A 24,467-nucleotide genomic window follows, 5' to 3' on the forward strand; every position below is an offset into this window, starting at 1 on the left:
GCGGCGGCTGGCGAAGAGTCCGGCCGTAGGCAAGGCAAACAAGAAGAAGCGCAGACATAGCGATGAACAAGCGTAATCGGGTCGTCTTCGGTCAACTGGAACAGGGAGCGGTGGCGCGCGACGTCGCACGCGACGGCGTGGCATTGCACGAGCGTAGCAGCGAGACGCCTGCCACCGGCCATCGTTTGTGGCAGCGCGTTCTCGCCGGTAGCGTCGCCGTGCTGACATGGCTGACACCGTTCTCGATTTCGCTGGAACAGGATCGCCGCGCCGCTGGTGCGCTGAATGCTGGCCAGCGCGCCTTGACCGACGAGATGTGGGAGGGGCTGCGCGCGCTCACCGCGCTCCAGGTCCGCTTTGGACTGCAGGCCGCGCATGCCACGCCGATCGTCGACCCGAACGCGCCGATCGTCTTCCGCCCCACCATCACGCAGACCACCGGCGCGGGCGGCGGCGTGCCGGTCGTCAACATCGCGGCCCCGAATGCCGCGGGCATTTCGGTCAACCAATACCAGCAGTTCAACGTCGACCCTGTCGGCCTGATCCTGAACAACAGCCTGATGGGCGGCACGTCGCTCACCGGGGGCCAAGTCGACGCCAACCCGAACCTGGGCAACCGTACGGCAAGCACGATCCTGAACGAGGTGACCTCGACGGGCGCGGGCTATGCCACCTATCTCCGTGGCCCGCTGGAGGTCTTTGGCGCCCCGGCGAACGTCATCATTGCCAACCCCAACGGCATCGCGACGCAGGGCGTTGGCTTCACCAATACGTTCGGCGTGACGCTCTCCACCGGCCGGCCACAGTTCCTGTCGGCGCCCGGCGGTGGGCTGACCGACTTTGCAAACGCCCGCGCGCTGGCGTACGACGTTCGAGGCGGCCATGTTCAGATCGAAGGCAATAGCGGCGTCAATGGCCCCGGTGCCGGGATCGAAGGTACGGTCGGGGCGATCGATCTGATCGGCGAGACCGTCGGGGTCAATGCACCGCTGTACGCGGGTAATCGCATCAACATCGTGGCCGGCCGGCAGCAGGTCGCCACGGCAAGCAACGGCGATACCGGCACGACCTATGCGACCTCGGCCAATGGCGCTGCGAATACCGCGGCTGCCATCGTCGCGGCGAACGGCGGGGCCAACCGCGGTTATGCGGTGGACGCGACGGCATTTGGCGCGATCACGGCCGGCCAGATCCAGGTGGTCGGCACCGCTGCCGGCATGGGCGTGCGCATGGATGGCCAACTGGCGGCCAATGCGAGCGATCTCGATATTTCTGCCAATGGCGATCTGACGTTGGCCGCTACGGCAGCGCAACGGCAGGCGACGCTCAAGTCCAGCGGAAACGTCGCGCTGAGCGGCACGCAGCTCGGCGTGGAAGGCTATGCGATCAGTGCCGACGGCGACGTGACGTCGAGCGGCACGCTGCAAGCGGGCAAGACCTTGACGGTCGACGCCGGCCGCAATGCCCGGATTGCCGACGCCCAGGCAGGCGGCGACATGAAGCTCGCGGCGGGCGGCAGTCTTCAAACCGGGAAGCTGCAGGGCGGTGGCGCGCTATCGATGAAGGCGGCCGCCGGCGACCTTCACCTTTCGGACGAGACCACGGCGACCGGCGCCGTGACGCTCGACGCCGCCGGGGATGTCACCGTTGCGGCGCAGCTCGGCGGGGAGTCCGTCGCTGCCAACGCAGGCCGCGACGTCAATATCGCCGCCGACGGCACGGTGCTTGGCAAGGGTGGTACCACCCTTGCGGCAGCGCGCAATGTCACGGTAGACGGCAAGGTCAGCACCGACGGCAACCTCGGCATAGCGGCAGGGCAGAACCTGGCGGTTTCCGGCCAAGTCACGGCCGGCAAGCAGGCAACGCTGAGCGCGGCGGGCGATACCACCGTCTCCGGGTCGCTCGCCAGCGGGACCGCCACATCCGTGAACGCCGGCGGGAACATCGGCATCCAGGGCTCGATGCTCGCGGGCACCGATGCCGACCTGCGCGCCGGCAATGCGCTCGACGTGTCGGGTGTCCTGATCGCCCAGAAGCGCGGGACGCTTGAGGCCGGCCGCGATATCTCCGGCGCCGGTTCGGTGGCCTTCGGCGAAAGCGGTTCGCTGACCGCTGCCAACGACGTCGCCTTGACCGGCAAGCTGCTGTCCAATGACCTGGCGATCCGTGCCGGCAACGGCATCAGCGTCAAGGACGTGCAGGTGGGCGGCGCTCTCGATGTCGTCGCGCAGGGTCTTAACGGTGGAGGTGACATCGCGCTGAACGGCAATGTCGCGTCGGTTGCTGGCGCGACATTGAGCGCGCAGCGCGATGTCACCATCGACGGATCGCTCGCCGGCGGCGCCGATGTCGCCATCGCGGCGGGCCGGAGTATCGGCGTCAGTGGCAATGTCGAAGCGATCAAGTCGCTGGCATTGTCCGCAGCGGCCGGCAATATCACCGCGAGCGGCGACCTGACCGCCGGCGACAAGTTGACGGCCAATGCCGTGGGGGACATCGCGCTGAGCGGCGCTACCAACGTCGTGGGCGATATGACGCTGAACGCCGGTCACGACGTCAGGACGACCGGAGATACGTCTGCGAAGGGCGCAGGCCATATCACGGCGGGCAACGACGTAATTCTCGGCGGCTCCAACGCGATTGCCGGCAATGCGACGATCGACGCCGGGCGCGATGCCAACATTGCGGGCACCTTGCAGGCGAAGGCGGTGGACATCACCGGCGGCCGCTCGGTGTCGCTCGCCAACGTTCAGGCGAACGACAGCTTGGCCGTGCGTGCCAATGGAAATGACAACGGCGGCGACATCACGATCGCCGGCACCGTGGAGGGCGCTGGCACCGGTACATTGACTGCGACACGCGACATCGTTGTCGATGGCGCGTTGAAGACCGCGGGTGCACTGAGCACCGATGCGGGCCGGGATACCGTCATCGCCGGCAACCTGCAGTCGAACGGCAACGTCTCGCTGCAATCTCGGGGAGGCTCGCTGCGCAGCACCGGGGATATTCAGGCCGGGGGTGATCTGGCGATCGATTCGGCGCAGAACATCGCGCTGGGGCCGAAGTCCACGACGGCGCTCGGGCATACGTCGCTGACCGCTGGTGGCGATATTTCGCTCGATGGCAAGCTCGTCGGCCAGGGTGATGGCACGCTCAAGGCTGGCGGCGCAATTGCCGGCGGCGGCGATACGGCATTCGGGCTCGCGACGAAGGTCAGCTCACGCGGCGATACGAATCTGACCGGCTCGCTACGCGGAGGAACCGTTCAGGCTGAGGCCGGCGGCAACACCACGTTGCATGACGTGCAGGCGGGTTCGACGCTGACGTTGGTGTCTGGCCGGGACATGAAGCTGACCGGTGCCATCGTTGGCGGCGCCGAGGTCAGCGCAACCGCGGCCGGCAACCTCACCGTCGATGGCGGCATGCAGTCGGTCACCGGCATGACCTTGAACGCGACTGGTGGATCGGTTTCGAGCAACGGCACTCTTGCCAGCCAAGGAAGCCTCGATATCGGGGCGGGGACCGATATCCGGCTCGCTGGAAATTCGACCGCAGGCGGCCAAACGACGCTGTCCGCCGGGCAAGACGTGGTCGTCTCCGGCGTGCTGCACGGCCAGTCGGATGGCGCGGTGATGGCCGGGCGCGATGTCACCGGCGCGGGCACGATTGCGTTCGGTAACGGCACGACGGTCGCCGCAGGACGCGACGTGGCGCAGGACGGCCTGATCCAGGGCCAGGCAGTACAAATCCTCGGCGGCAATGCCGTCAGCGTGCGCAATGTCGAATCGGCATCGACGCTCGACATCGAATCGTTGGGCAATGGCGGAGCGGGGGATGTCCGTATCGCCGGCACGGCGGCGGCCAGCGGTGCCGCACGCATCGATGCGGCACAGGACATCGCCGTGGGCGGCAAGCTCGCCGCGGGCGGTGCCATCGTCATGGATGCACAGCGACATGTCGACGTGGCGGGCGCCGTCGAGTCGGTGGGCAACCTGTCGGTGTTGGCGCGGCAGGGCAATCTGCACGCCACCGGCGGCTTGAACAGCGGCGGCACGCTCGACGCGATCGCCGGACATGATCTGACGACCGGTGCGAGTACCACGGCAGTGGGCGCCATCGCGCTGACGGCCGGGCGTGATGCCACGCTGAACGGTACCCTGGTGGGCTCGGCCGAGGGCACGATTCACGCCGGTCGCGACGTGCTGGGTGGCGGCACCCAATCGATGACGCAGGCGCTGACGATCGAAGCAGACCGGAACATCGCCCTGACGGGCAATATGCAAGCCGATCGCGTTCAGGCTGTCGGCGGCAATAACGCCTCGCTGAACAACGTCGTCTCGTCGACCACGCTGACGCTGGCGGCCAATGGCAACGCTGGCGAGGGCGATGCCGCGCTGACCGGCACGGTGGGCGTGCCAGGCACGGTGAACGTGACGGGTCACCGCGATGTCAACGTAAGCGGCGCACTGACGGCGGGTGCAACCACCCAGCTCGATGCGGGCCGCGACGTGACCGTGACCGGCTCGGTGCAGTCGGTTGACGATCTTGCGCTGCGGGCAGACACGGGCAGTGTCACCGTCTCTGGCAACGCGGTGACCAATGGTGCCTTGTCCGCTTCGGCTGACCAGGACATCAACCTCGCAGGACAGGTATCGTCCGCCGACAAGCTGTCGGCCCAGGCCGGGCGTGATATCGCCATGACCGGTGCAATCGCGGGACAGCGCGATGGCGAATTCGTTGCCGCGCGGGATGTGCGAGGCAACGGGACCGCGGCCTTTGCGAACGCCGCGACCGTGCAGGCCGGACATGACACTGCGCTGACTGGCAGCCTGCAAGGCGCGACCGTCGCGGTGACGGCGGGCAACTCGGCCGGACTGGGAGCGGTCCAGGCCGTCAGCGGCGGGCTCACTGTCAATGCCAACGGCACGGCCGGGGGCGGCGACATTACGGCGACAGGACCGATCACGGCGATCGGCGACGTTTCGCTGCAGGCCGTGCGCGATATCTCCGCACGAGGCGCCATCAATGGCGGAGCCGCCGGTACGCTGAATGCGGTGCGCAATGTCGCCGTCGGCGGGGATATCAATACAGTCGGGGACCTCTCGGTCACCGCGCGAGATGGAAGCGTCCACGTAGCCGGCATGGCGACGCAGGGCGACCTGACACTGTCTGCAGGCTCCGATCTGCGCGCTACCGGTGCGGTGGCATCGGCAGGTTCCACCGATATCCAGGTCGCTCGCGACATCGCCCTCGATGGCGGTATTGCGGGGCAAGGCGCGGGCACGATCAGCGCGGGCGGCAACTTTTCCGCCGCCGCGGCCGCGTTCGGTACGCAGGCCACACTCACCGCTGGCCGGGATCTGACAGTTACCGGTTCCACCGCCACCAACGGCGCGCTGACCGCGACCGCAGGCAACAGCCTGTCGCTCGGCGACGCGCAGGCAGGCGACACCATTCGCCTGACAGCCAACGGAACCAGCGGTGGCGGAGACGTTACCGTGGGCGGTCTCACGGTGTCGGGCGGCTCGACGACCGTCACGGCAGCGCGCGATGCCGCGCTCAATGGCGGCGTACTGAGCTATGACGCGGTGACGGCCACTGCCGGCAGAAACCTGACGGTTGGTGGGCCGCTCAGTGCGAATGCGGATGCCACGCTGACAGCAAGCACCGGCAATCTCTCCGTGACCGGCGACACCACGGTCGTGGGCAATCTGAACGCCAGGTCCGGCGCCAATCTCGCGCTCGCGGGTGGGCTGGTCAATGGCGACACGACGCTGTCGTCCGGCAATGGCATGACCCTGACCGGCGCGCTGTTCGGACTGGGCAGCGGCACCATTGACGCGGGCGGCAACGTTGTCGGCGGTGGCGCGCTCAGCTTTGCCGAAGATATCGGCATTCGTTCGGGCGGCGCTATTGCGCTCGGCAATATCGAAGGGGCCGGCAAGCTGACGGCAACCGCCGCCGGCGATGCGGCATTCGGCAAGACCACGGTGGTCGGCGATATTGCGGTCACCTCGTCAGCGGGCAGCGCAACGTTCACCGGACCCATGGCGACCGGCGGCAATCTGAACATTCAGGCAGCGCGTGATGTGACCACTGGCAGCCTCTCCGCGATGGGAGCGGTCAATGTCACGGGATCGGGAGGCAACGTCAGCGTGGCAGGCATCTCGGCCAATGGCGATGCCACGGTGCGGGCCGGCCAGACGCTTGCGTCGAGCGGCAGCAGCACCGTCGCGGGGCAGGTGGATCTGGCTGGACGCGACGTCGTGTTGTCCGGCTCGCTTGATGGCTCGAGGAACGTCAAGGTCGCCGCGCAGCAGACGTTGGATGCTGGCCGCATGCAGGTCGTCTCCGCCGGCAATACCACGCTGAGCGGCAACCATGTTGTGGTCGGCAACGCGATCGTGGGCGGCTCGCTGGACGTGCGCGCCACTGATCAGCTGGCGGTTACGGGACAGCAAGTGTTGGTGGTGGGTGGGGCATCGCTCCATGGCGGAAACGGGGTTACCAACTCCGGCAACGTATTGTCCGGCGGCAATCTCACCGTTTCCGGCGGGAACGTGGTCAATCACGCCGGCGCTTCGCTCGCATCGACCAGCGCCACCACTATTCAGGGCGGCAGCCTGACCAACGCCGGCGTGGTGAATGGCAATACCACGCAGGTATCGTTGACGGGCGGTTTGACCAACAGCGGTTCGCTGATGGGTCTGAACGCGCTGAACATCACCGCCGCCTCACTGAACAATGGCGGCGGCCTGCTGTTCGCGGGCAATCCGAACGTGGCGAATGGCGCTGCGGGAGACATGTCGCTGACCCTGACGGGCGGCGATGGTTCGTTCTACAACGGCTACGGTCATATCCTGGCGCAACGCGATCTGGGCATCTCGGCCGCCAACATGGCGTTCGACCCGTCGCAGGGAACCATCAGCCAGGCAGGCCAGCTTCGCATCAATGCCGGCTCGATTTATGTCTCCGGGACATGGAATACCGGCGGCCAGGGCGTCTATGCCAATGGCTACAACGGCTTCACCAACGCCGGCCGTATCGACGGCACGGCGCCGATGACGCTGGCTACCGGAGGCATGTTCACCAATACCGGCCAGATCAGCGCAGGCGATCTGACCATCAACGGCACGATCAACAACGCGGTCGACGCCGTCATTCATTCGAACAGCAACTTGACGCTCAATGGTTCGGGGACGAACCGGGGCACGCTGGAGGCGCAAGGAACGATCGCCGTCAACGGCGGCTGGTATGACAACCAGTTGGGCGTCACGCAGGCGGCAGGTGACATTCGCTTCAATCTGGGTGGCGATCTGCAGAACACCGGCGGGATGATCACGGCTGGCCGCGACATCTCGATCCAGGCGAATCGGGTCATCAACGATCAGACGGCGCCGACCGGGCAGACGACTACGACGACGCGGGTCGATGATCGGGAGCTGTTGTTTTCGAATGTGATCGGCACCGTTACAGTGGGCCACTACCGTGATCAAGAAAGCAGTGAGATCGTTCATTCGACCCACACGGTGACACTAGGCGACCTACTCGCGCCTATGGGTGCGAACGCAAACACGGCGGACAGGGTGGCATTCGAATTGACCCGGATCGCGATTGGTGAGACGACCGACGATAACAATTCGACAATCTACGGAGAAGGTTGGAAGGTTGCGCCATCGTTGAGCACGGCCTTGCCGAGTGTCTTGCTGCCCGAGGTGTATCAGACGACCACGACGCAACAGCCAGGCACGTCGGGCGTTATTTCCGCCGGTGGCTCCATTTCCATGGTCGCCAACGAGCTTTCCAATCGTGGTGGACAAATATCAGCGATTGGCGGTGTCCAGCTGAACATCCAATCGCTCGCCAATGGCGCTGTGGCGCCAACGATGGTCAATCAATCGATCAGAACGGTCGATCAGAGCCAACTTACCGCCTTCCTGAACGCGTTGAATGAGTTGGGTCGTATCGCCTATTCGGGCGAATTTGATTCCTATTCCGGTACCCCTCCGCTGTACAATTTCAACTTGCAAGCCCCCGCGGCAACGTCGACTGGCACCCTCACGTCCTCGATGCCGCTCGGCCTGATCGCCGCCGGCAGCAACCTGACCATTAGTGGCGGCAATCTGGTCAACGAAGGCATCCTGTACGCCGGCAACAACGTCGTCATCAATGCGCAGAGCCTGACGAACCAGGGCGGCACGCGGCAGGACTACTCCACGCAGGTTGGCTGCGCAGCCGGCGTGCCAGATACCTCTTGCGGTACAGCCGGTCGCCCGCGTGGCAACGATCCGAACACGACGACCTTCAGCTATCACGAGCAGAATGCGTCAATCTACGCTGGCAACGACCTGATCATTGCTGCGGGCCAGACCAGCAACACCTACGGCAACCTGATCGCCGGCAACGACATCGTGATCGGCGGCGTCGGCTCGACGGCAGGATCGACGACGCCGGCAAAAAGCCTGACCAACAACTCCGGTAATATCGTCGCCGGCAACAATATCGAGCTCAATGTCGAAGGCGCGATCACCAATACGTTGCCGCCGCCGGTCACGGTGCACGAGAACTATGGGAAGAAGGAGCAGTACGCCGGCTGCATGACGGCGGGTGGCTACAAGGAGAGCTACTGCGAAGCCTATGTCGATTACCAGGCCGGCAGCTCCTCGGTTATCTCGGCCGGCAACAAGCTGAACATCAACGCCGGATCGCTGACCAACGTCGGCAGCCTGATCTCCGCCGGCGCGAATGCAGTGATCAATGTCGCCGGCCCGGTGGTCAACAACGCGCAGACGCTGAATGCCTACTGGCACTCCCATTGGGTCCAGAAGACCGGCATGTTCCGCAGCGACAAGCGGCACGATGTGTGGGCTTGCGGATCGGCGGAGCAATGCGCGCAACTGTACGGCAGCGCGTATACCGCTACCGGCGGCACCATCAATCCGCCTACGCCTGTCGGCAATATCGCCGCGACCATCCAGGCCCCGAACCTCTCGATCACCTCGGGCGGCCAGATCCAGAACGTCGGCAACGTGCTGGGCACGGAGGTGTCGCTGACCGGCCTCAAGCTGATCAACGGCATCACCACGGCCAATACCTACACGCCGCGCGTCAACGCGCCGTCGCAGGTGATCTCTCTCACGCCGCTGACCATGCCGGGGCTCAACCTCGGCGTACCGCGCGCCGTCGGCAACGGTAGCCTGCCGACGCCCGTGCCGGGCAGGGCGACCTATATCGATGGTCAACTAAGCCCCGCGTTGTCGGCCGGCTTCGGCCCACAGATTCTGCTTGACAACCTGCCGGCGACGCTGCAGCCGGGGTCGACGCTGTTCTACTACAACCCGGAGGAAGAGAACCTGCTGCTGCAGCAGGCCGCGCTCAAGCAAACCGGCAAAGCCAGCTTTATCGATGGCCTGGCGCCCGACAGCAAGCAGAACCTGTCGGTCGCTCAGGTCGAAAAGGCGATCCTGTACCAAAACGCACTGGAATACGCCCAGGCCAATGGCGTCCAGCTTGGCGAGGCCCTGACGCAGGCTCAGGTCAACGAGCTCGACAAGCCGATGCTCTGGTACGTGGAGCAGACGGTTCCCGACCCCAGTTGCACGGCGACCGGCACCGCGACCTGCCCGACCATCACCGCGCTGATGCCGCAGATCTATCTGCAGGCCGATATGCAAGCGATGTCGGCGGGCGGAAATATCAGCGGGCATAACGTCACGCTCAATTTCAATCAGGATGGGAATGGAAGCATCCTGAATACCGGCAGCATCGCGGCTGGCGGAAAGCTGACGGTTAACACGCAATCGCTGACCAATCAGGCCAATGTGGTGGACATTGGCGAGATCTGGAGCAATGTGCCACGCGGCTATCTGAAGGTTACCGGCACACAGGTCCAACCGGGCGGCTTCATCAGTGCCGCCAACATGGATCTGAATGCGCAGACCATCAACAGCATCGGCGGCATTTTGCAGAAGCTGGATGAGGATGGGACCGTCAATCAGGCCGGCACGCAACAACTACTGGCGGAGCTGGAACGCAAGTTCGGAAGCGACTTCACCCACGTGGAGTTGAAGGACGATCTTCACTCCGAGTTTGTGAAGAAGGGTGGTTCCTTCGGAGCGTTGCAGATCATCGCGATCGCGGCCGCTATCGTGGTGACCATTGTCACCTACGGCGCCGCAAGCGGCGCTGTGGGGGCCGCGACCGGGGCCACCACCGCTGCGGCTCAGGCGGGCGCTACCGCCACGGCAATGGGGGCGACCGCGACAGGCGCTGCCACGGCCGCCGCGCAGGCCGGCGGTGCAATGATGGCGGCCACTGCTGGCGCTTCTGCTGGCTTGGGCAATATCGCTATCTCGGCTGCAATCGCCGGCATGGCGGGAAGCGCAACGAGCCAACTGATCGGGACAGGTCGACTGGATGTCGGCAAGACGCTGGCGGCGGGCGCGGTGTCGGCGATTACCGCCGGCCTTACCAACGGAATCACCTACGACGGGGCCAGCGGAATCGGCTTCAATACCGGGGCTTCTGTACCGGGGATTACAGCGCCAAGCCTGTCCAACCTCGCCGGGATTCAATCCATCGGCAACAGCCTGGTGCCCCAAGCCGGCACGGCCGTGGCCGGCAACCTTCCTGGGCAGGCACTTGCCGTAGTAGCCAACGCGGCGATTTCGTCTGGAGTACAAACCGCGATTCAAGGCGGGAGCTTCGGCGAAGCGTTGAAGGGCGCTTTGATCCAGGATCTGGCCGCAATCGGCGCGTTCTCGATCGGTAACATCGCTACTGATCCCACTTCCATTTTGGCTCAGGGCAGTGCTGGCTATGTAACTGCACACGGTTTACTAGGCTGTGTGGCCGCAGCGATGAACGGCCGAGAATGCGCTGCCGGGGCGGTGGGAGGTGCGTCAAGTGCTATTGTGGCGCCGCTGGTTCGAGATGACATCTACGGTGGCAGCCAGACGGTCGCCAACAACCCCGACGGTACGCAAAGTACTCGCTACGAGAACGTTGGCTACAACGCTCTCACGGTCGCACTCACTACGCTAATCGGTGGGGCTGCAGGCGAACTACTCGGGATGGACGCCATCTCCGCCGCATATGCCGCACAAAACGAGGTGCTCAACAACGCGCTTTCGTCGAAGCTGATCTCGGAAAAAAGCCAAAAGATGGCCCGATGCGCTCGCGACGCAATGTGCGAATATCTCGTCGCAGTAGAGTACCGCCTGAAGAGCAATGCGCAGACAGCGGACTTCATACAGAGGCTGGGTGATCCGAACCGGCGCACACTGCTCGGTTTAAATCTCCGAGGAGAGCGGGCAGAGATTGAGCAGCTGCTTACAAACCCGGACTGCCAGAATGTATGCCGAGACAGTGCCCAAGCAAGTCTCGTCGAATACGACAGGCAGATCGCGATGGTCAATAACTCGACTATCAGAGATCTGAATCGGGAATTTCTCCAGGAGGTTGCGCTCACTGTCGCAGGAGGTTTACTTGTACGTGCTTTTCGTGCCGGCGCCGCCGCGGTAGAAGTGTCGTCGGGCGGCACGCTCGGCACGGTCGCTGAGGCGAATTTCGCACAATCGGCAATTCGCGCCAACGAGATGTTCAGTGTCGAGGGAGCCGCAAAGTATAGCCAACTTGCCGGGCGGCCCATAGCGACGGTGGACGATTTGGCGGCGGCTATTCGGGATGGACGTATTTCACCAAGCCAACTACCAATAGATTTTGTCGATATGAACGGCACGAGGTTGATTCTGAATACGCGAACGTCCGTCGCACTTGACCGAGCTGGCATACCTAAGTCAAGCTGGTACGGAAGTAATAGGACAGGCGTCAAGGTACCTGGCATGGAAAGCACTACGTTTGATGATTTGGCGGGGGCACAGCTGCGCAACAATAAGCTACCGCCGACCGGCACCCCCAATATCCCCAAGGGAGGGAAGCAATGAAAACAGGCCGTTGTATAGAAATTCTCGACCCGTATGAATGGCTGCCAGCATACGGTGAGAATGCCGTTTCGCTGGCCAACAACGGCCTCGAGCTCGTTGTCTCTATTGAGTATGACGGCGACAACGGCGCTGTTCTTCGGAAGGAATTATTGTTTGAAAGCGTTTGCTTTTTTTATAGAGCGTCGATGCCCGGGCCATGCATGCTGGACGTAATTCATGATAGCAAACCGACGCCATCCAACTTAGGTGCTCTCGTAAAGTACCCGGACTCGGAGGCAGCGCTCGCATGGGCGAAGCACTTTGGTGGAACTCGTGAGGTGAATCACTATAGGATCATGTTTCTTTCTGAGAATTTAGTGATAGAAGTAATGGCCTCAAGTGTAACGCTGAGGTAGATAATCATTCCATCTGGAGATATTGCGCGGGCACGAAGTCAATCAGCCAAACCCCATTTTCGGCTTGATAAAAACGATAACCATCCGAATGCATGCGCCAGCACTCAATTTTTAGAACAGCGGCTTCCCCATATCGACGGCCATTGGCTAATGCAGTCTCCATATCCGCTTCGAGATGTACATGATGCCGCGAACCGGGCTTCAGCCCGTTTTGCATTATGGAATGCAGAAAGCGCCTAGCCGTTCCATGATACAGAATATCGGGTGGTGTTTTTTCCCTGTGCGATTGTTTTACCTGAGGCGTCGAATGTCCCTGAAGTGCGCGAATCCGATTTCCATCATTTGAGATGGCGAAGCGGACCTTCTCACTCTCTGAGACTATGCTTCTTAGTATGGCGCGATCAAGGAATTGCCCGGCCTGCGCTGCGCCCGTGATCAATTGGTCAATATCTGCCCACCCTTCAATGTCGAGCTGTAGGCCAATCGTACGTGGTTCATGACGAAGAACATAGCTCAGGAATTTGCTTGCCTGAGTTCGTTGCTTGTTATTCAATGTAACACTCCCAATCCATTGCAGTTGGTGCGGTTGTTTAGATATTAGCTGAATTAAAGGCTCCCTGCTATGTGCTTTACTATCTTCACGACGCCATATTTTGATTGAATCTGCGGTTGTCGCCCTTTGTGTCGCGAGGCATTCACATGCCGGTCGTTGCATTTTAGAGTAGGGGAGTTCCCGCGCGATGGTGAGTTTGAGACGAGAATTGGTGCGTCGCACAAGGAGGCCATGCGGCTGATGACAGAAAATCAGACGGCCTTGTGGCAAATTGAACAGGCAAGGCGGCTCGGCTAATGACCGTCTTGGTCGACAAGCCGTAATTGGCATGGCCGGTCACCTTCAAAGAAGTTGGCAGGCGCATCCCCGGCCTTCAAGGCATCGCTCGCGAGATGCCCGCGCTGTGGAGCAGGTTCTCATCGAATATAATGGTCTTGGGAGGAATGCGGGATCGTTGATGAATAGAATTAACAGTATCGCGATGACTAATTCCATGTGTGCCGAGTCGTTGTATCGTGGGGCGGCTATATTGAAGTCTGTTGGACATTATGGGTTTTGATAATGATTAAGACCGGTGATGTTTTTTCAATAAATACATCTAATGGTTTGGCATATTTTCAGTTTGTAAAGCAAAACAAACTGATGGGGTCGTTGATACGCGTGCTGCCCGGCATACATGGAGAAGAGCCTTCATGCTGGGAGGATTTTGTAGGGCAAAGCACCAATTTTTGGATTTTCTTTCCTGTCTCGGCGGCACTAAAAAACGGAATCATTAGAAAGGTTGCAAATCATAAGGTCCCGGATCATGCTAAGGAGTTTCCGTTATTTCGTGCCGGTGTAAGGCATCCTGAGACGGGGAAGGTGGAAACGTGGTGGTTGTGGGATGGCGAGAAGGAATGGCCCGTCGGTGACATCACCGAAGATGAACGAAAGTTGCCGATACGTGCGTCGTGGAACGACACCATGCTCGTCCAGCGCATTCAGGAAGGGTGGCTTCCTGAAAACGACCCACGGTAGTCGACTGGGGAGTGATAAGACGGCGGCAACTCTGGACGACCGGATTCGATCATGTGAGCGGGTGGAAGATCGTGATCCTACGTGTGGCTCAATCACTAAGGGACGCTACATTCGAAGCCGGGAACCAGTTCTAGTTTTTTAGGCCTGTGCGCAGGAAAGGGAACATCATCCGACAGCTGACCTTATCGCAATATCTTCAGATCGATATAGACCTGATTCGTCTCCCGGAACGCCGCCGCCCCTCGTGACATCCATCCCCATGAAGACCCGATCGCCCACGCCGCCCGGCGCCGAGGCCATCGGGTTCGTTTAGTGGAGGAGCGATGCCATGAAGCACATCCTGACGGCCTTATCCCTATGCTGCGCCGCCACAATCGGGTGGGCCCAATCCCCAAACGACGCCCAAATCGCGGCCATTGTCGTCACAGCCAACCAGGTCGACATCGACGCCGGCGAGCTGGCGCGAACGAAGGCGAAGTCCAAGGACGTGAAGGAGTTCGCTGACTTGATGGTCACAGACCACTCCAGCGTCAACAAGTCCGCAATGGACCTGGCCAAGAAGCTCGATCTCAAGCCTGAAGACAACCCGACCGCGCAGACCCTGAAGCGTGGAGGGGAAGCAAACATCGCCAAACTGAAGGGGCTCAAGGGTGAAGCGTTCGATCGGGCCTATGTCGATCAGGAGGTCGACTATCACCAGGCCGTGCTCAATGCACTGGACAAGACCCTGGTGCCGAGCGCGAGCAACGCCGAATTGAAGGCGCTGCTGGTCAAGGTGCGGCCGGCCTTTGTCGCGCATCTGGAGCATGCGAAGCAGTTGCAGGCCTCGCTGCCCAAGAGCAAGACCGTCACCAAGAACAAGAAGCCATGATTCGCAGCCGGGGGACCGTCCTGGGGTCGCTGGTGCTGGCGGCGATCCTTGGCGGCACGGAAGTCGGCGCGGCGACCTATATTGTCACCATCGAGGGCATGGAATTTCGTCCTTCGACATTGGTGCTGCACCGCGGCGATCGCGTCGTCTGGGTCAATCAGGATCTCGTGCCGCATACCGCGACCGCGGCGGACGGTAAGGGCTTCGATTCCGGCCATATCGCGCCCGGTGCGTCATGGGAGCTTGTGGTGCAGGGCCAAGGATCGCTGCCCTATGTCTGCACGCTCCATCCGACCATGCAGGCGGTGCTTGAGGTTCGCAAGCGATGATCCCTTCCAGTGCAACAACGCTCGCCACCGGCAATCCGCATCACGATGACCAGGAGCTTGCCCAGCGTATCGCGGCGGGCGATCGTGCCGCGTTCGAGCTGCTGATCCGGCGAAACAATCGCCGCCTGTACCGCCTGGCGCGCGCGGCGCTGCGCGACGACGCGGAAGCCGAGGACGCATTGCAGGAGGCCTATCTGTCGGCCTATCGCGCGATCAGTGAATTCCGCGGCGACGCGGCGCTGGCAACGTGGCTGTCGCGGCTGGTACTGAATCAATGTCTCGGTCGATTGCGCCGGCACGCGCGCCGCGAGAAGGTGATTCCGATGGTGGCTTCATCGGGGGATGACGCTATGGAGCACGACTATCCCGCACCCGACGACGATGCGCCCGACCGGGCCTTCGCGCGTACCGAGTTGCGCGGACTGATCGAGCGTCAGCTGGACCGCTTACCCAAGGCGTTTCGTCTCGTATTCGTGATGCGGGAAGTCGAGGAAATGAGCGTGGAGGAAACCGCGCAGTGTCTCGATATTCCGGAGGCGACCGTTCGCAGCCGGCATTTTCGTGCGCGAAGCCTGCTGCGCGAGGCGCTGGCTCGCCAAATCGATCTGGCCGGACGCGATCTGTATGAATTCGGTGGCGTGCGCTGCGACCGGATCGTGCAGGGGGTGATGGCACGGTTGGACCGCGAGAACGCAGGCAAGGCCTGAACAAGCCCAGGCCCACAACACCGCCGATAACGCCGCAAGGAGACCCACGATGACTACCTCACTCTGGCGCGGCACCACCAACCCGACCGGATCTCCGATGCTGGTCGAGGACATCCAGACCGACATCGCGATCGTCGGTGGCGGCATTACGGGCGTCAGCCTCGCATGGCGCCTCGTGCAGGCGGGGCGCAGCGTGGTGCTGCTGGAAGCAAATGCCCTGGGCGTCGGCGACACCGGCAACTCCACTGGCAATCTCTATGCGACGGTCAGCAGCGGGTTGCGTGCCCTTCGGCAGAAATGGGGCGACGACGTCGTGCGGCACGTCACGCAGTCGCGCGCAGAGGCAGTGGATTGGATCGAGGAACACGTTCATCGCCTGGGCATCGATTGCGCGTTCCGGCGTTGCCCTTTGGTTCGCTATCCGGCGTTGGCCGATGCGCGCGACGGGATCGAGGCCGAGTTCGAGGCGTCGCTGGCTGCCGGCCTACCAATTCGCAGGGAGGGCGCCTTGCCACCGGGCTTGCCGCACGCCCACGGCGATGCGCTGGTGCTCGAGCAGCAGGCGCAATTCCATCCGCTCGCCTATGTGCTTGCGCTGGCGCGGCATGCCGCCGACCATGGCTGCCGCATCTTCGAGCACTCGCCAGTGATCGAGCTGGACCGTTCGCAACAGCTGCTGCGAACGGAGCGCGGCAGCGTCAAAGCGCAGGACATCGTGTTGGCCACGCATTCGCCGAGCGGCTTTCATCTGATGCAGGCCGGCATGGTGCCGCATCGGGAGTATGGCTTGGCCGCGCCATTGAACGGCGACTCGTTTCCGGCAGGGATTTTCTACGCCGAAGGCAGCGAGCGCTTGTCGGTGCGCGGTCTTGATACCACGCAGGGCAACTACCTCGTATGCGTCGGCCAGACGGCCAAGACCGGTCAGCATGACGCGGCGGCGGCCATGGCCAAGCTCGAAGAATCGGCAAGGCAGCGTCTCGGCATTCGGCAAATTGCCTTTCGCTGGTCCGCGCAGAATTTCCCGTCGCCGGACGGGCTGCCCTATATCGGCAAGGACACGTTCGGCAGCTACGTGGCCACCGGTTTTGCCACCGACGGCCTGACCTACGGCACGCTGGCCGCTGCCATCATCGCTGACCAGATTCTCGAGGTCGACAATCGCTGGAGCGAGCTCTACAAGGCGACGCGGCTGACCGCCGTGAAGTCCGCAAAGGGCACCGCGGAGGAAGTGGTCAGCATGGGCAAGGCGCTGATCCAGGACTATCTGACGCGACGACAGCACGAGCAGCTGCAGAGCCTCGCACCGGGCAGCGCCGCGATCGCGGAACTGGAAGGAGAACGCGTCGCGGCCTATCGCGATCCCGCTGGACGGCTGTTTGCGGTATCGCCGGTCTGCACGCATATGAAATGCATCGTCCATTGGAACGCGGTCGAGGCAAGCTGGGACTGCCCATGCCACGGCAGCCGTTTCGCGCCTGATGGCAGCGTGCTGTCCGGCCCGGCGCTGGCACCGCTGACCATCAAGCTGGTACCGGATCAGGAAAGCGGAACCTGAGCCGACGCGACCGTGCCCGAATCGCCGTCGTTCTGCACTGCGGAAAATGGCGGAAAACCCCAACATGTCGGGGCCTGGAACACCCATTAAGATGAACCGGCAGCAGCGGGACCTCAAGACAACAGCCGGAGACATCAGCATGGATCGACGACAGTTCCTCCGCGCGGCGGCCTGCGCCACCGCGACGCTCGCGGCAACCGGCCTGGCGCCAAGCGCATGGGCGGCGGATTGGCCGAGCCGGCCGATTCGTCTGGTGGTCGCCTATCCGCCGGGCGGCGGCACCGACGTGGTCGCGCGCCTGTTCGCCGACTACTTCACCAAGGTCATCGGCCAGTCGGTGGTCGTGGAGAACAAGCCGGGCGGCGCGACGATCCCGGCCACGCAGGACGTGATTCGCGCGAAGAACGATGGCCATACGCTGCTAGTGACGCTGGGCTCGTCGGCGACTTCCGGCGCGCATATCAACCGCGTGCCCTACGACCCGCTGACCGATCTGACCGCATTGGCGGAGCTCGGCAAGGCCCCGGTCGTGATGGTCGCGAACAAGGACGCGCCATTCTCGTCGCTGAAGGAGTTGATTGCCTGGTCCAAGGCCAATCCCGGCAAGCCGTTGCATTCGGCCTCGTACGGCCCCGGCACCTCGTCGCACTTCGGGCCGCTGCTGTTCAACCGGCTGTCTGGCACCCATATCGAGCCGGTGCTGTACAAGGGCTCGGCGCCGGCCACGCAGGACCTGGTCGGCGGCGTGGTGCCGCTGATGATCGATGGGCTGACCACGGGCGTGCCGCTGTATCAGGCCGGCAAGACCAAGGTGCTGGCGACCACGATTCCGGAGCGGTCCGATCTCGCGCCCGGAGCGCCGACGTTCCGGGAGCTGGGCTTTCCCGAGATGGAGCAGCTGAGCGGTTATTTCGCGCTGTTTGGTCCCAAGGCGATGCCGAAGGAGACCGTGGAAGCGGTATCGGCCGCGGTGCGCAAGGTGCTGGCCGATCCGGCCTATCACAAGCGGCTGGCCGGCGTCGGCGTATTGCCGCCGCAGGCCGTCACGCCGGACGCCTTCGCCACGCAGATCAAGACCGATCATGCCCGCTGGGGCAAGTTCATCAAGGACATCGGCTTCAAGATCGACGGAACCTAGGCGCCGGCGCCAGCTCCCGTACCATCGCGGGATTTCCCATCCGGGGCGCGGTGCCCTATGCTACGGGCTTTGCGTGGCCTGCCGACGCATTGGCTGGGCCAACCGGCCCCGCCGCGGGCGCCACGCCAGCCTGGATCAGAGGACCCCGCCTTGAAGGCCGATAGCAGCGCGTCGACCGTCGACGACTACCAAAACCTGTTCAATCTCGCGCCAGTCTCGTTGTGGCTCGAAGACTATAGCGACCTGAAACGGCATCTCGATGGCCTGCGCGCGCGGGGCATCGTCGACCTGCGCGCCTACCTGCACGGCCATCCCGACGAGGTCGCCCGTTGTTCGTCGCTGATGCGGGTCGTCAACGTCAACCGCCGCACGCTGGAGCTCTACGGCGCCCGGGATCTTGCCGACCTGGTCGGCAATCTGGACAAAGTCTTCCGCGACGACATGTTCGAGCAGCATGTCGAGGAGCTGGTGCAGCTGTGGGAGGGGAAGGGGGCGTTTTCAGGGCAGTCCGTCAATTACACGCTCGACGGCCAGCGTCTCGATATCCAGCTGTCCGGCCGCGTGCTGCCCGGCCACGAGCAGCTTTGGGACCGCGTGCTGCTGTCGATCGACGACATCACGCAGCGCCAGCGTGCCGAGCGCGAATTGCGCAATAGCCGGCAATACGCGGTCGGGCTGTTCGAGCATTCTCCGGTGTCGCTGTGGGTCGAGGACTTCAGCGCGGTCAAGGTGCTGATCGATGAGGTGCGCGCCGCTGGCATTACCGATTTCCGGACCTTCCTGAACGTCCATCCCGATTTTGTCGCGCGCTGCATGCAGGAAATCCGCGTGATCGACGTCAACCAGCAGACGCTGCTGATGTTCAGCGCGCCGTCGAAGGCGGTGCTGTATTCGCGCCTGGGCGATGTGTTCCGGGACGACATGCAGCAGCATTTCGCCGAGCAGCTGGTCGACCTGTGGAACGAGAAGCTGTGGCAGCAGCGCGAGATCGTCAACTATGCGCTGGACGGCCGGCAGGTCGATGTGTACATGCAGTGGTCGGTGTTCCCGGGGCATGAGGCCGAATGGGACCAGGTGCTGGTATCGCTGACCGATATCACCGCGCGCAAGAAGGCCGAGGCCTATGTCGAATTCCTCGGCAAGCACGACGTGCTGACCAAGCTGTACAACCGCGCGTACTACGAGGACGAGCTGGCGCGGCTGGGCCGCAAGGGCCCGTGGCCGGTCAGCGTGATCGCGGTCGATCTGAACGGGCTCAAACAGATCAACGACAACCTGGGCCATGCCGACGGCGATGCGCTGCTGCGCCGCGCCGGCGAGGTCCTGAAGAAGGCCGTCGGGGACGGCTTCTGCGTGGCGCGCGTCGGCGGGGACGAGTTCATGGTGCTGCTGCCGGACCGCGACGAGCACGCCACGGCCTCGGTCGTCGCGCAGATCGAGCAGGTCGTCGAGCTGAACAACCAGTTCTATCCGGGCGCGGCGCTGAACTTCGCGATCGGCGCGGCTACCTGCGCAGTCGGCGAGCGGCTGACCGATACGGTCAAGCAGGCCGATGCGCGCATGTATGCGGCCAAGCGCGCCTTCTACGAAAAGCTGCGGGCGGAGCGGGAACGCCGCCGCAGCTAAAGTCACGCGCGCCCGGCCATCAGCCGCGTTCGCCCATTGCAGGATCGGACACCAGGTCCTTGCCCGTTTCGATGCGTCCCGCGAAACGGCGGCGGAAGCTGCCCTGCTGCGTGGTCACGGTGAAGTCGTACCAATTGCCTTGCGATCCGACCGGCCAGTGCTGGTCCAGCTGCTTGCCCGCCGGCACCTCGAAGGTCCACGGGCCGTCATTTCGATAGGCGTTCGGCACCACGGTGAAGGTGCAGGCGCTGGTGCCGGCATTGATCATCGTCAGGTAGACGGCCGCGTTGGCGATGTCGTAGCAGACGCGGATCTCGGGCGCGCTGGCACCGGCGGTGCCCAGCGTGCTGACGTCGCCGCGGAAGCTCCGATGGAAGCCATTGGGCCCGAGCACGAACAGGTCGTAGCGGCCTTCGTCGCTGGCGAACACGTCGTAGCGGCCATCGAGCTGCTTGCCGGGTTCGACGGTATAGCGGCGCGGCACGCGGTCCAGGTGCAGGCGGTCGTAGACGTGAAAGACCGCGGTGGCGGTTCCGGTATTGCTGAACAGCAGCCACATCGCGTGGCCGCTGGCATCTTCGCGGCCGCTGACGTGCAGTTCATACGGCAGCGCGCGCGAGGGGCGCGTACCGGTTGCCTGCGCGGGCAACTGCTGTGCGCTCGTCGCGGGCAGCGGCACCTGTGGCAGCTGACCCTGCGCGGTGCGGATCGCGTCGGCGCTGGTCTTGTCGCGCGTCGGCAGCGTCGGTAGCGTCTCGGTATTCGGGTTGACGAAGTTGAACGCCGAGGTCAGGTCGCCCGCGATCGCGCGGCGGTAGGCGCTGATATTCGGCTCCATCACGCCGAAGCGGGCCTCGAGGAAGCGCAGCACCGAGGTGTGGTCGAACACCTGAGAGTTGACCCAACCACCGCGGCTCCACGGCGATACCACGTACATCGGCACGCGCGGGCCCGGGCCATAGGGATTGCCGTCGGTGTGATATTCGCCGTCGGTCGCCACCGTCGAGGCGCCGGCCAGCATGCCGTTGTCGAAAGCGGGCGCGCATGGCGGCGGCACGTGGTCGAAGAAGCCGTCGTTCTCGTCGAAGTTGATCAGCAGCACCGTGCGGCTCCAGACCTCCGGATTGGCCGTCAGCGCGTTCAGCACCTCCTGCGTATACCAGGCGCCTTGCACCGGGCTCGACGGCCCCGGGTGTTCGGAGTAGGTGGCCGGCGCGACGATCCACGACACCTGCGGCAGCGTTCCCGCCGCGATATCGTCCTTCAGCGCCTGCAGAAAGCCGCCATCCGGCATCGTGTTGCCGATGCCCTTGATCAGCGGGCTGATCGCCTCGTCCGCGGGCGTGTACGGCGGATACGGGCTGCCGTTGGGCTGGTTGCCGCGCGCCGCATTGGCGTCTCGGTATTGCTTGAAGCCGGCCAGCGGGTTGTCGGTGAAGTTGTCCGGCAGGTTCTGATAGACCTTCCAGCTGACGCCGGCCGCCTGCAGCCGTTCCGGATAGGTGGTCCAGCGGTAGCTGATGCTGGTCGCGTCGAGCGAATCGCCGCGGTTGTCGATCACCGGGCCGCCCATCGCGCCGGTCGGATCGTTGGTGCCGGTCCAGTGGAACAGACGGTTCGGATTGGTGCCGCCGTGGAACGAGCAGTAGTACGCGTCGCAGATCGTGAAGGCATTGGCCAGCGCGTACTGGAAGTCGAGTTCGGCTTCGGTATAGAAGCCCATCGAATGCGGTTCCTTGTACGTCGGCCACTGGTTCATGCGGCCCAGGTCCCAGGCTTCCTGTGCGTCGGGATAGCTGTGCGGCGTGCCGGCGACGCGCTGCGCGTTGCCGGCGCTGCTGTCCAGGTGGTAGGGCAGCACGATGCGGCTGACACCGTTCTCGGTATAGGTCTGCTCGAAGACGTTGCGTCCGCCGGCCAGCGGAATCGGAAAGCGGTCGCCAAAGCCGCGCACGCCTTTCATCGTGCCGAAGTAGTTGTCGAAGGACCGGTTCTCCTGCATCAGGATCACGACATGTTCGACATCGCGAATCGTCCCGGTGGCGTTATTGGCGGGAATGGCCAGGGCGCGGCGAATTGCAGGCGGGAATGCGGCCAGCGTGGCGGCAGCGGCGGCGCCGGTGCTGGCGAGCTTCAGGAATTGACGGCGGCTGTTCGATGGCATGGCGAAAGGCGGCTGGGATGGCGGGATGGTACCGGCAGGGCGGCGATCGGGAAACCATGGGCGCCGGCGCGCAGACAGCAGGGCGCCGGACAGCCGAAGCCGGCACCGTACCCGACGGCGATGTCAGCGCCATGACGTCGCGATGACAGCGGCCGCTTTGCAACACGGCAAGCGATCGACATCGGGTCACAGTGTCGTCATGCATGCGCACTAGGCTGGCGGGATTTCCGGGACGGCTTCCCCATCGATCCGGAATCTTTCCCATCCTTCTTCCACGCCAGCGAAGGTCCCAATGCAAGCCCTGAGAATGACAAGAGCGCTGTTGGCCGTTCTTCTGACCACCGCCGTGCTGACCGCCTGCGGCGGCGACGACGACAAGCCGGGCGAAACGCCCAAGCCGCCGGAGACGCCGAAGCCGGAACTGCGCTGCGCTCCCTGAGCGCACCTAGCGCACCTAGCGCACCTAGCGCCCCGAGCGCCCTGCGCACCCCGGCAACCGGCGCACATAGCGCCATCGAATCTCCGCCTCCGACCACAACAACAAACAGCAATGACCTCTCGCCGCAGATTCCTGCAGGCGAGCGCGGCTGCCGGTTTCTCGGCCGCCGCGCTCGCCGCCTTTCCCCCGAGCATTCGCCGCGCGCTGGCCATTCCGGCCAACAATGCCACCGGCACCATCATGGACGTGCAGCACGTGGTGATCCTGATGCAGGAGAACCGCTCGTTCGACCACTACTTCGGCACGCTGAGCGGCGTGCGCGGATTCGGCGATCGCATCACGATCCCGATGCCGAACGGCCGCAAGGTCTGGCAGCAGGAGCGCGCCAACGGCACGGTGATCACGCCCTACCATCTGGATGGCACCGCCAACAACGCGCAGCGGGTCGCCGGCACGCCGCACTCGTGGAAGGACAGCCAGGAAGCGTGGGACCACGGCCGCATGTCCCGCTGGCCGGTGGCCAAGACCGACACGTCGATGGGGTATTACAAGGAACAGGAGATCCCGTTCCAGTTCGCGCTGGCCAACGCGTTCACGATCTGCGATGCCTACCACTGCTCTATGCACACGGGCACCGACGCGAACCGGGCGTTCTTCCTTACCGGTACCAACGGTCCCGTGCCGCAGAACGTCGCCTTCGTCAATAACGAGTGGGATGCGATCAACGGCATCCCGTCGGACGCGAACATCGGTTACACGTGGAAGACCTATGCCGAGCGGCTGGAAGAGGCCGGCATCAGCTGGATCAGCTACCAGAACATGCCGGACGAGTGGGGCGACAACATGCTCGGCGCCTTCCAGACGTTCCGCCGCGCCAATCTGGCATCGGGCTTTCCGGTGTCTAGCGGCGGGGCCCCGGGTGCACCGTACAACAACACGGGGCAGCCGCTGCCGTACCACGCGTACGATCCTGCGACCGACAACGCCAGCAACCCGCTATACAAGGGCATCGCCAACACGCTGCCGGGAAGCCAGCCGGACCAGTATCTGGACGCGTTCAAGCGCGACGTGCTGGAAGGCAAGCTGCCGCAGGTGTCGTGGATCAACGCGCCGTCGATCTACTGCGAGCATCCTGGGCCGTCTAGCCCGGTGCAAGGCTCGTGGTTCCTGCAGGAAGTCCTCGATGCGCTGACCGCCAATCCCGAGGTCTGGAGCAGGACGGTGCTGATCGTCAATTTCGACGAGAACGACGGCTATTTCGATCACGTGCCGTCGCCGTCGGCGCCGTCGCGCAATCCGGACAACACGCTCGCCGGCAAGACGACGCTGAGCGAGGAGCAACTGGCGCCGGAGTATTTCACGCAGCCGCCGCCGCAGGGCAGTACCAGCCAGCCGGCGCCGGATGGCCGTGTCTACGGCCCGGGCCCGCGCGTTCCGCTTTACGTGATCTCGCCGTGGAGCCGCGGCGGCTGGGTCAACTCGCAGGTGTTCGACCACACGTCGGTGCTGCGCTTTCTCGAGGCCCGCTTCGGCGTGCAGGAGCCCAACATCAGCCCGTTCCGGCGCGCCGTCTGCGGCGACCTGACCAGCGCCTTCAACTTCAAGACGCCCAATAGCGAAGCGCTGCCGACGCTGGCCGGCCGCACCACCCGCGATGCCGCCGACGCGCTGCGCGCCCAGGCCATTCTCGACCGCTACGCCAGCGGGCTGCTGGCGATGGCGGGC

11 protein-coding genes are annotated in these 24,467 nt (G+C 63.7%); 9 read left to right on the forward strand and 2 right to left on the reverse strand.

Annotation, left to right across the window (positions count from 1 at the left end):
• Positions 1 to 62 precede the first annotated feature (62 nt).
• A complete protein-coding gene (locus B551_RS06350; protein WP_023263699.1) occupies positions 63 to 11,945 on the forward strand; it encodes a filamentous hemagglutinin N-terminal domain-containing protein in 11,883 nt (3,960 codons plus the stop codon).
• Positions 11,946 to 12,344: 399 nt separating this feature from the next.
• Here the strand turns inward: B551_RS06350 and B551_RS25500 are convergent, their stop codons facing one another.
• On the reverse strand, positions 12,345 to 12,893 hold the full coding sequence (locus B551_RS25500; RefSeq protein WP_006575491.1) for an RNA 2'-phosphotransferase: 549 nt from the start codon (positions 12,891 to 12,893) through the stop codon (positions 12,345 to 12,347).
• A 561-nt stretch (positions 12,894 to 13,454) separates the two neighbouring features.
• On the opposite strand from B551_RS25500, the gene B551_RS25505 reads away from it, so the two are divergent.
• From B551_RS25505 to B551_RS06380, 7 genes are all read left to right on the forward strand, one after another.
• Positions 13,455 to 13,910 carry a hypothetical protein gene (locus B551_RS25505; RefSeq protein ID WP_006575490.1) on the forward strand — a complete coding sequence of 152 codons (456 nt, stop codon included), beginning with the start codon at positions 13,455 to 13,457 and terminating at the stop codon, positions 13,908 to 13,910.
• Positions 13,911 to 14,238: 328 nt separating this feature from the next.
• A complete protein-coding gene (locus B551_RS06355; RefSeq protein ID WP_023263700.1) occupies positions 14,239 to 14,781 on the forward strand; it encodes a DUF4142 domain-containing protein in 543 nt (180 codons plus the stop codon).
• Positions 14,778 to 15,110, forward strand: coding sequence for a cupredoxin family copper-binding protein (locus B551_RS06360; RefSeq protein WP_006575487.1), 333 nt, complete (start codon positions 14,778 to 14,780; stop codon positions 15,108 to 15,110). Before B551_RS06355 ends, B551_RS06360 begins: the two co-directional genes overlap by 4 nt.
• Positions 15,107 to 15,817: an RNA polymerase sigma factor gene (locus B551_RS06365; protein ID WP_006575486.1), complete on the forward strand. Its 711-nt coding sequence runs from the start codon at positions 15,107 to 15,109 to the stop codon at positions 15,815 to 15,817. Before B551_RS06360 ends, B551_RS06365 begins: the two co-directional genes overlap by 4 nt.
• Before the next feature lie 49 nt (positions 15,818 to 15,866).
• The gene (locus tag B551_RS06370; RefSeq protein WP_023263701.1) at positions 15,867 to 17,375 is read left to right on the forward strand and encodes an FAD-dependent oxidoreductase; all 1,509 of its coding nucleotides are present in this window, start codon (positions 15,867 to 15,869) and stop codon (positions 17,373 to 17,375) included.
• Positions 17,376 to 17,514: 139 nt separating this feature from the next.
• Entirely contained in the window at positions 17,515 to 18,513 is a 999-nt protein-coding gene (locus tag B551_RS06375) for a tripartite tricarboxylate transporter substrate binding protein (RefSeq protein ID WP_006575484.1), read from the forward strand.
• 150 nt (positions 18,514 to 18,663) lie between these two features.
• On the forward strand, positions 18,664 to 20,139 hold the full coding sequence (locus B551_RS06380) for a GGDEF domain-containing protein (protein WP_006575483.1): 1,476 nt from the start codon (positions 18,664 to 18,666) through the stop codon (positions 20,137 to 20,139).
• Positions 20,140 to 20,158: 19 nt separating this feature from the next.
• Here B551_RS06380 and B551_RS06385 read toward each other — a convergent pair whose 3' ends face one another.
• Positions 20,159 to 22,303 (reverse strand): phosphocholine-specific phospholipase C, encoded by a 2,145-nt coding sequence (locus B551_RS06385; RefSeq protein WP_006575482.1) that lies wholly within the window; start codon positions 22,301 to 22,303, stop codon positions 20,159 to 20,161.
• A 550-nt stretch (positions 22,304 to 22,853) separates the two neighbouring features.
• On the opposite strand from B551_RS06385, the gene B551_RS06390 reads away from it, so the two are divergent.
• On the forward strand, positions 22,854 to 24,467 hold a 1,614-nt coding region (locus tag B551_RS06390), incomplete at its 3' end, for a phosphocholine-specific phospholipase C (RefSeq protein ID WP_023263703.1).

Origin of the sequence: Cupriavidus sp. HPC(L) (assembly GCF_000307735.3) — a bacterium.
Taxonomy (GTDB): Bacteria; Pseudomonadota; Gammaproteobacteria; order Burkholderiales; family Burkholderiaceae; genus Cupriavidus.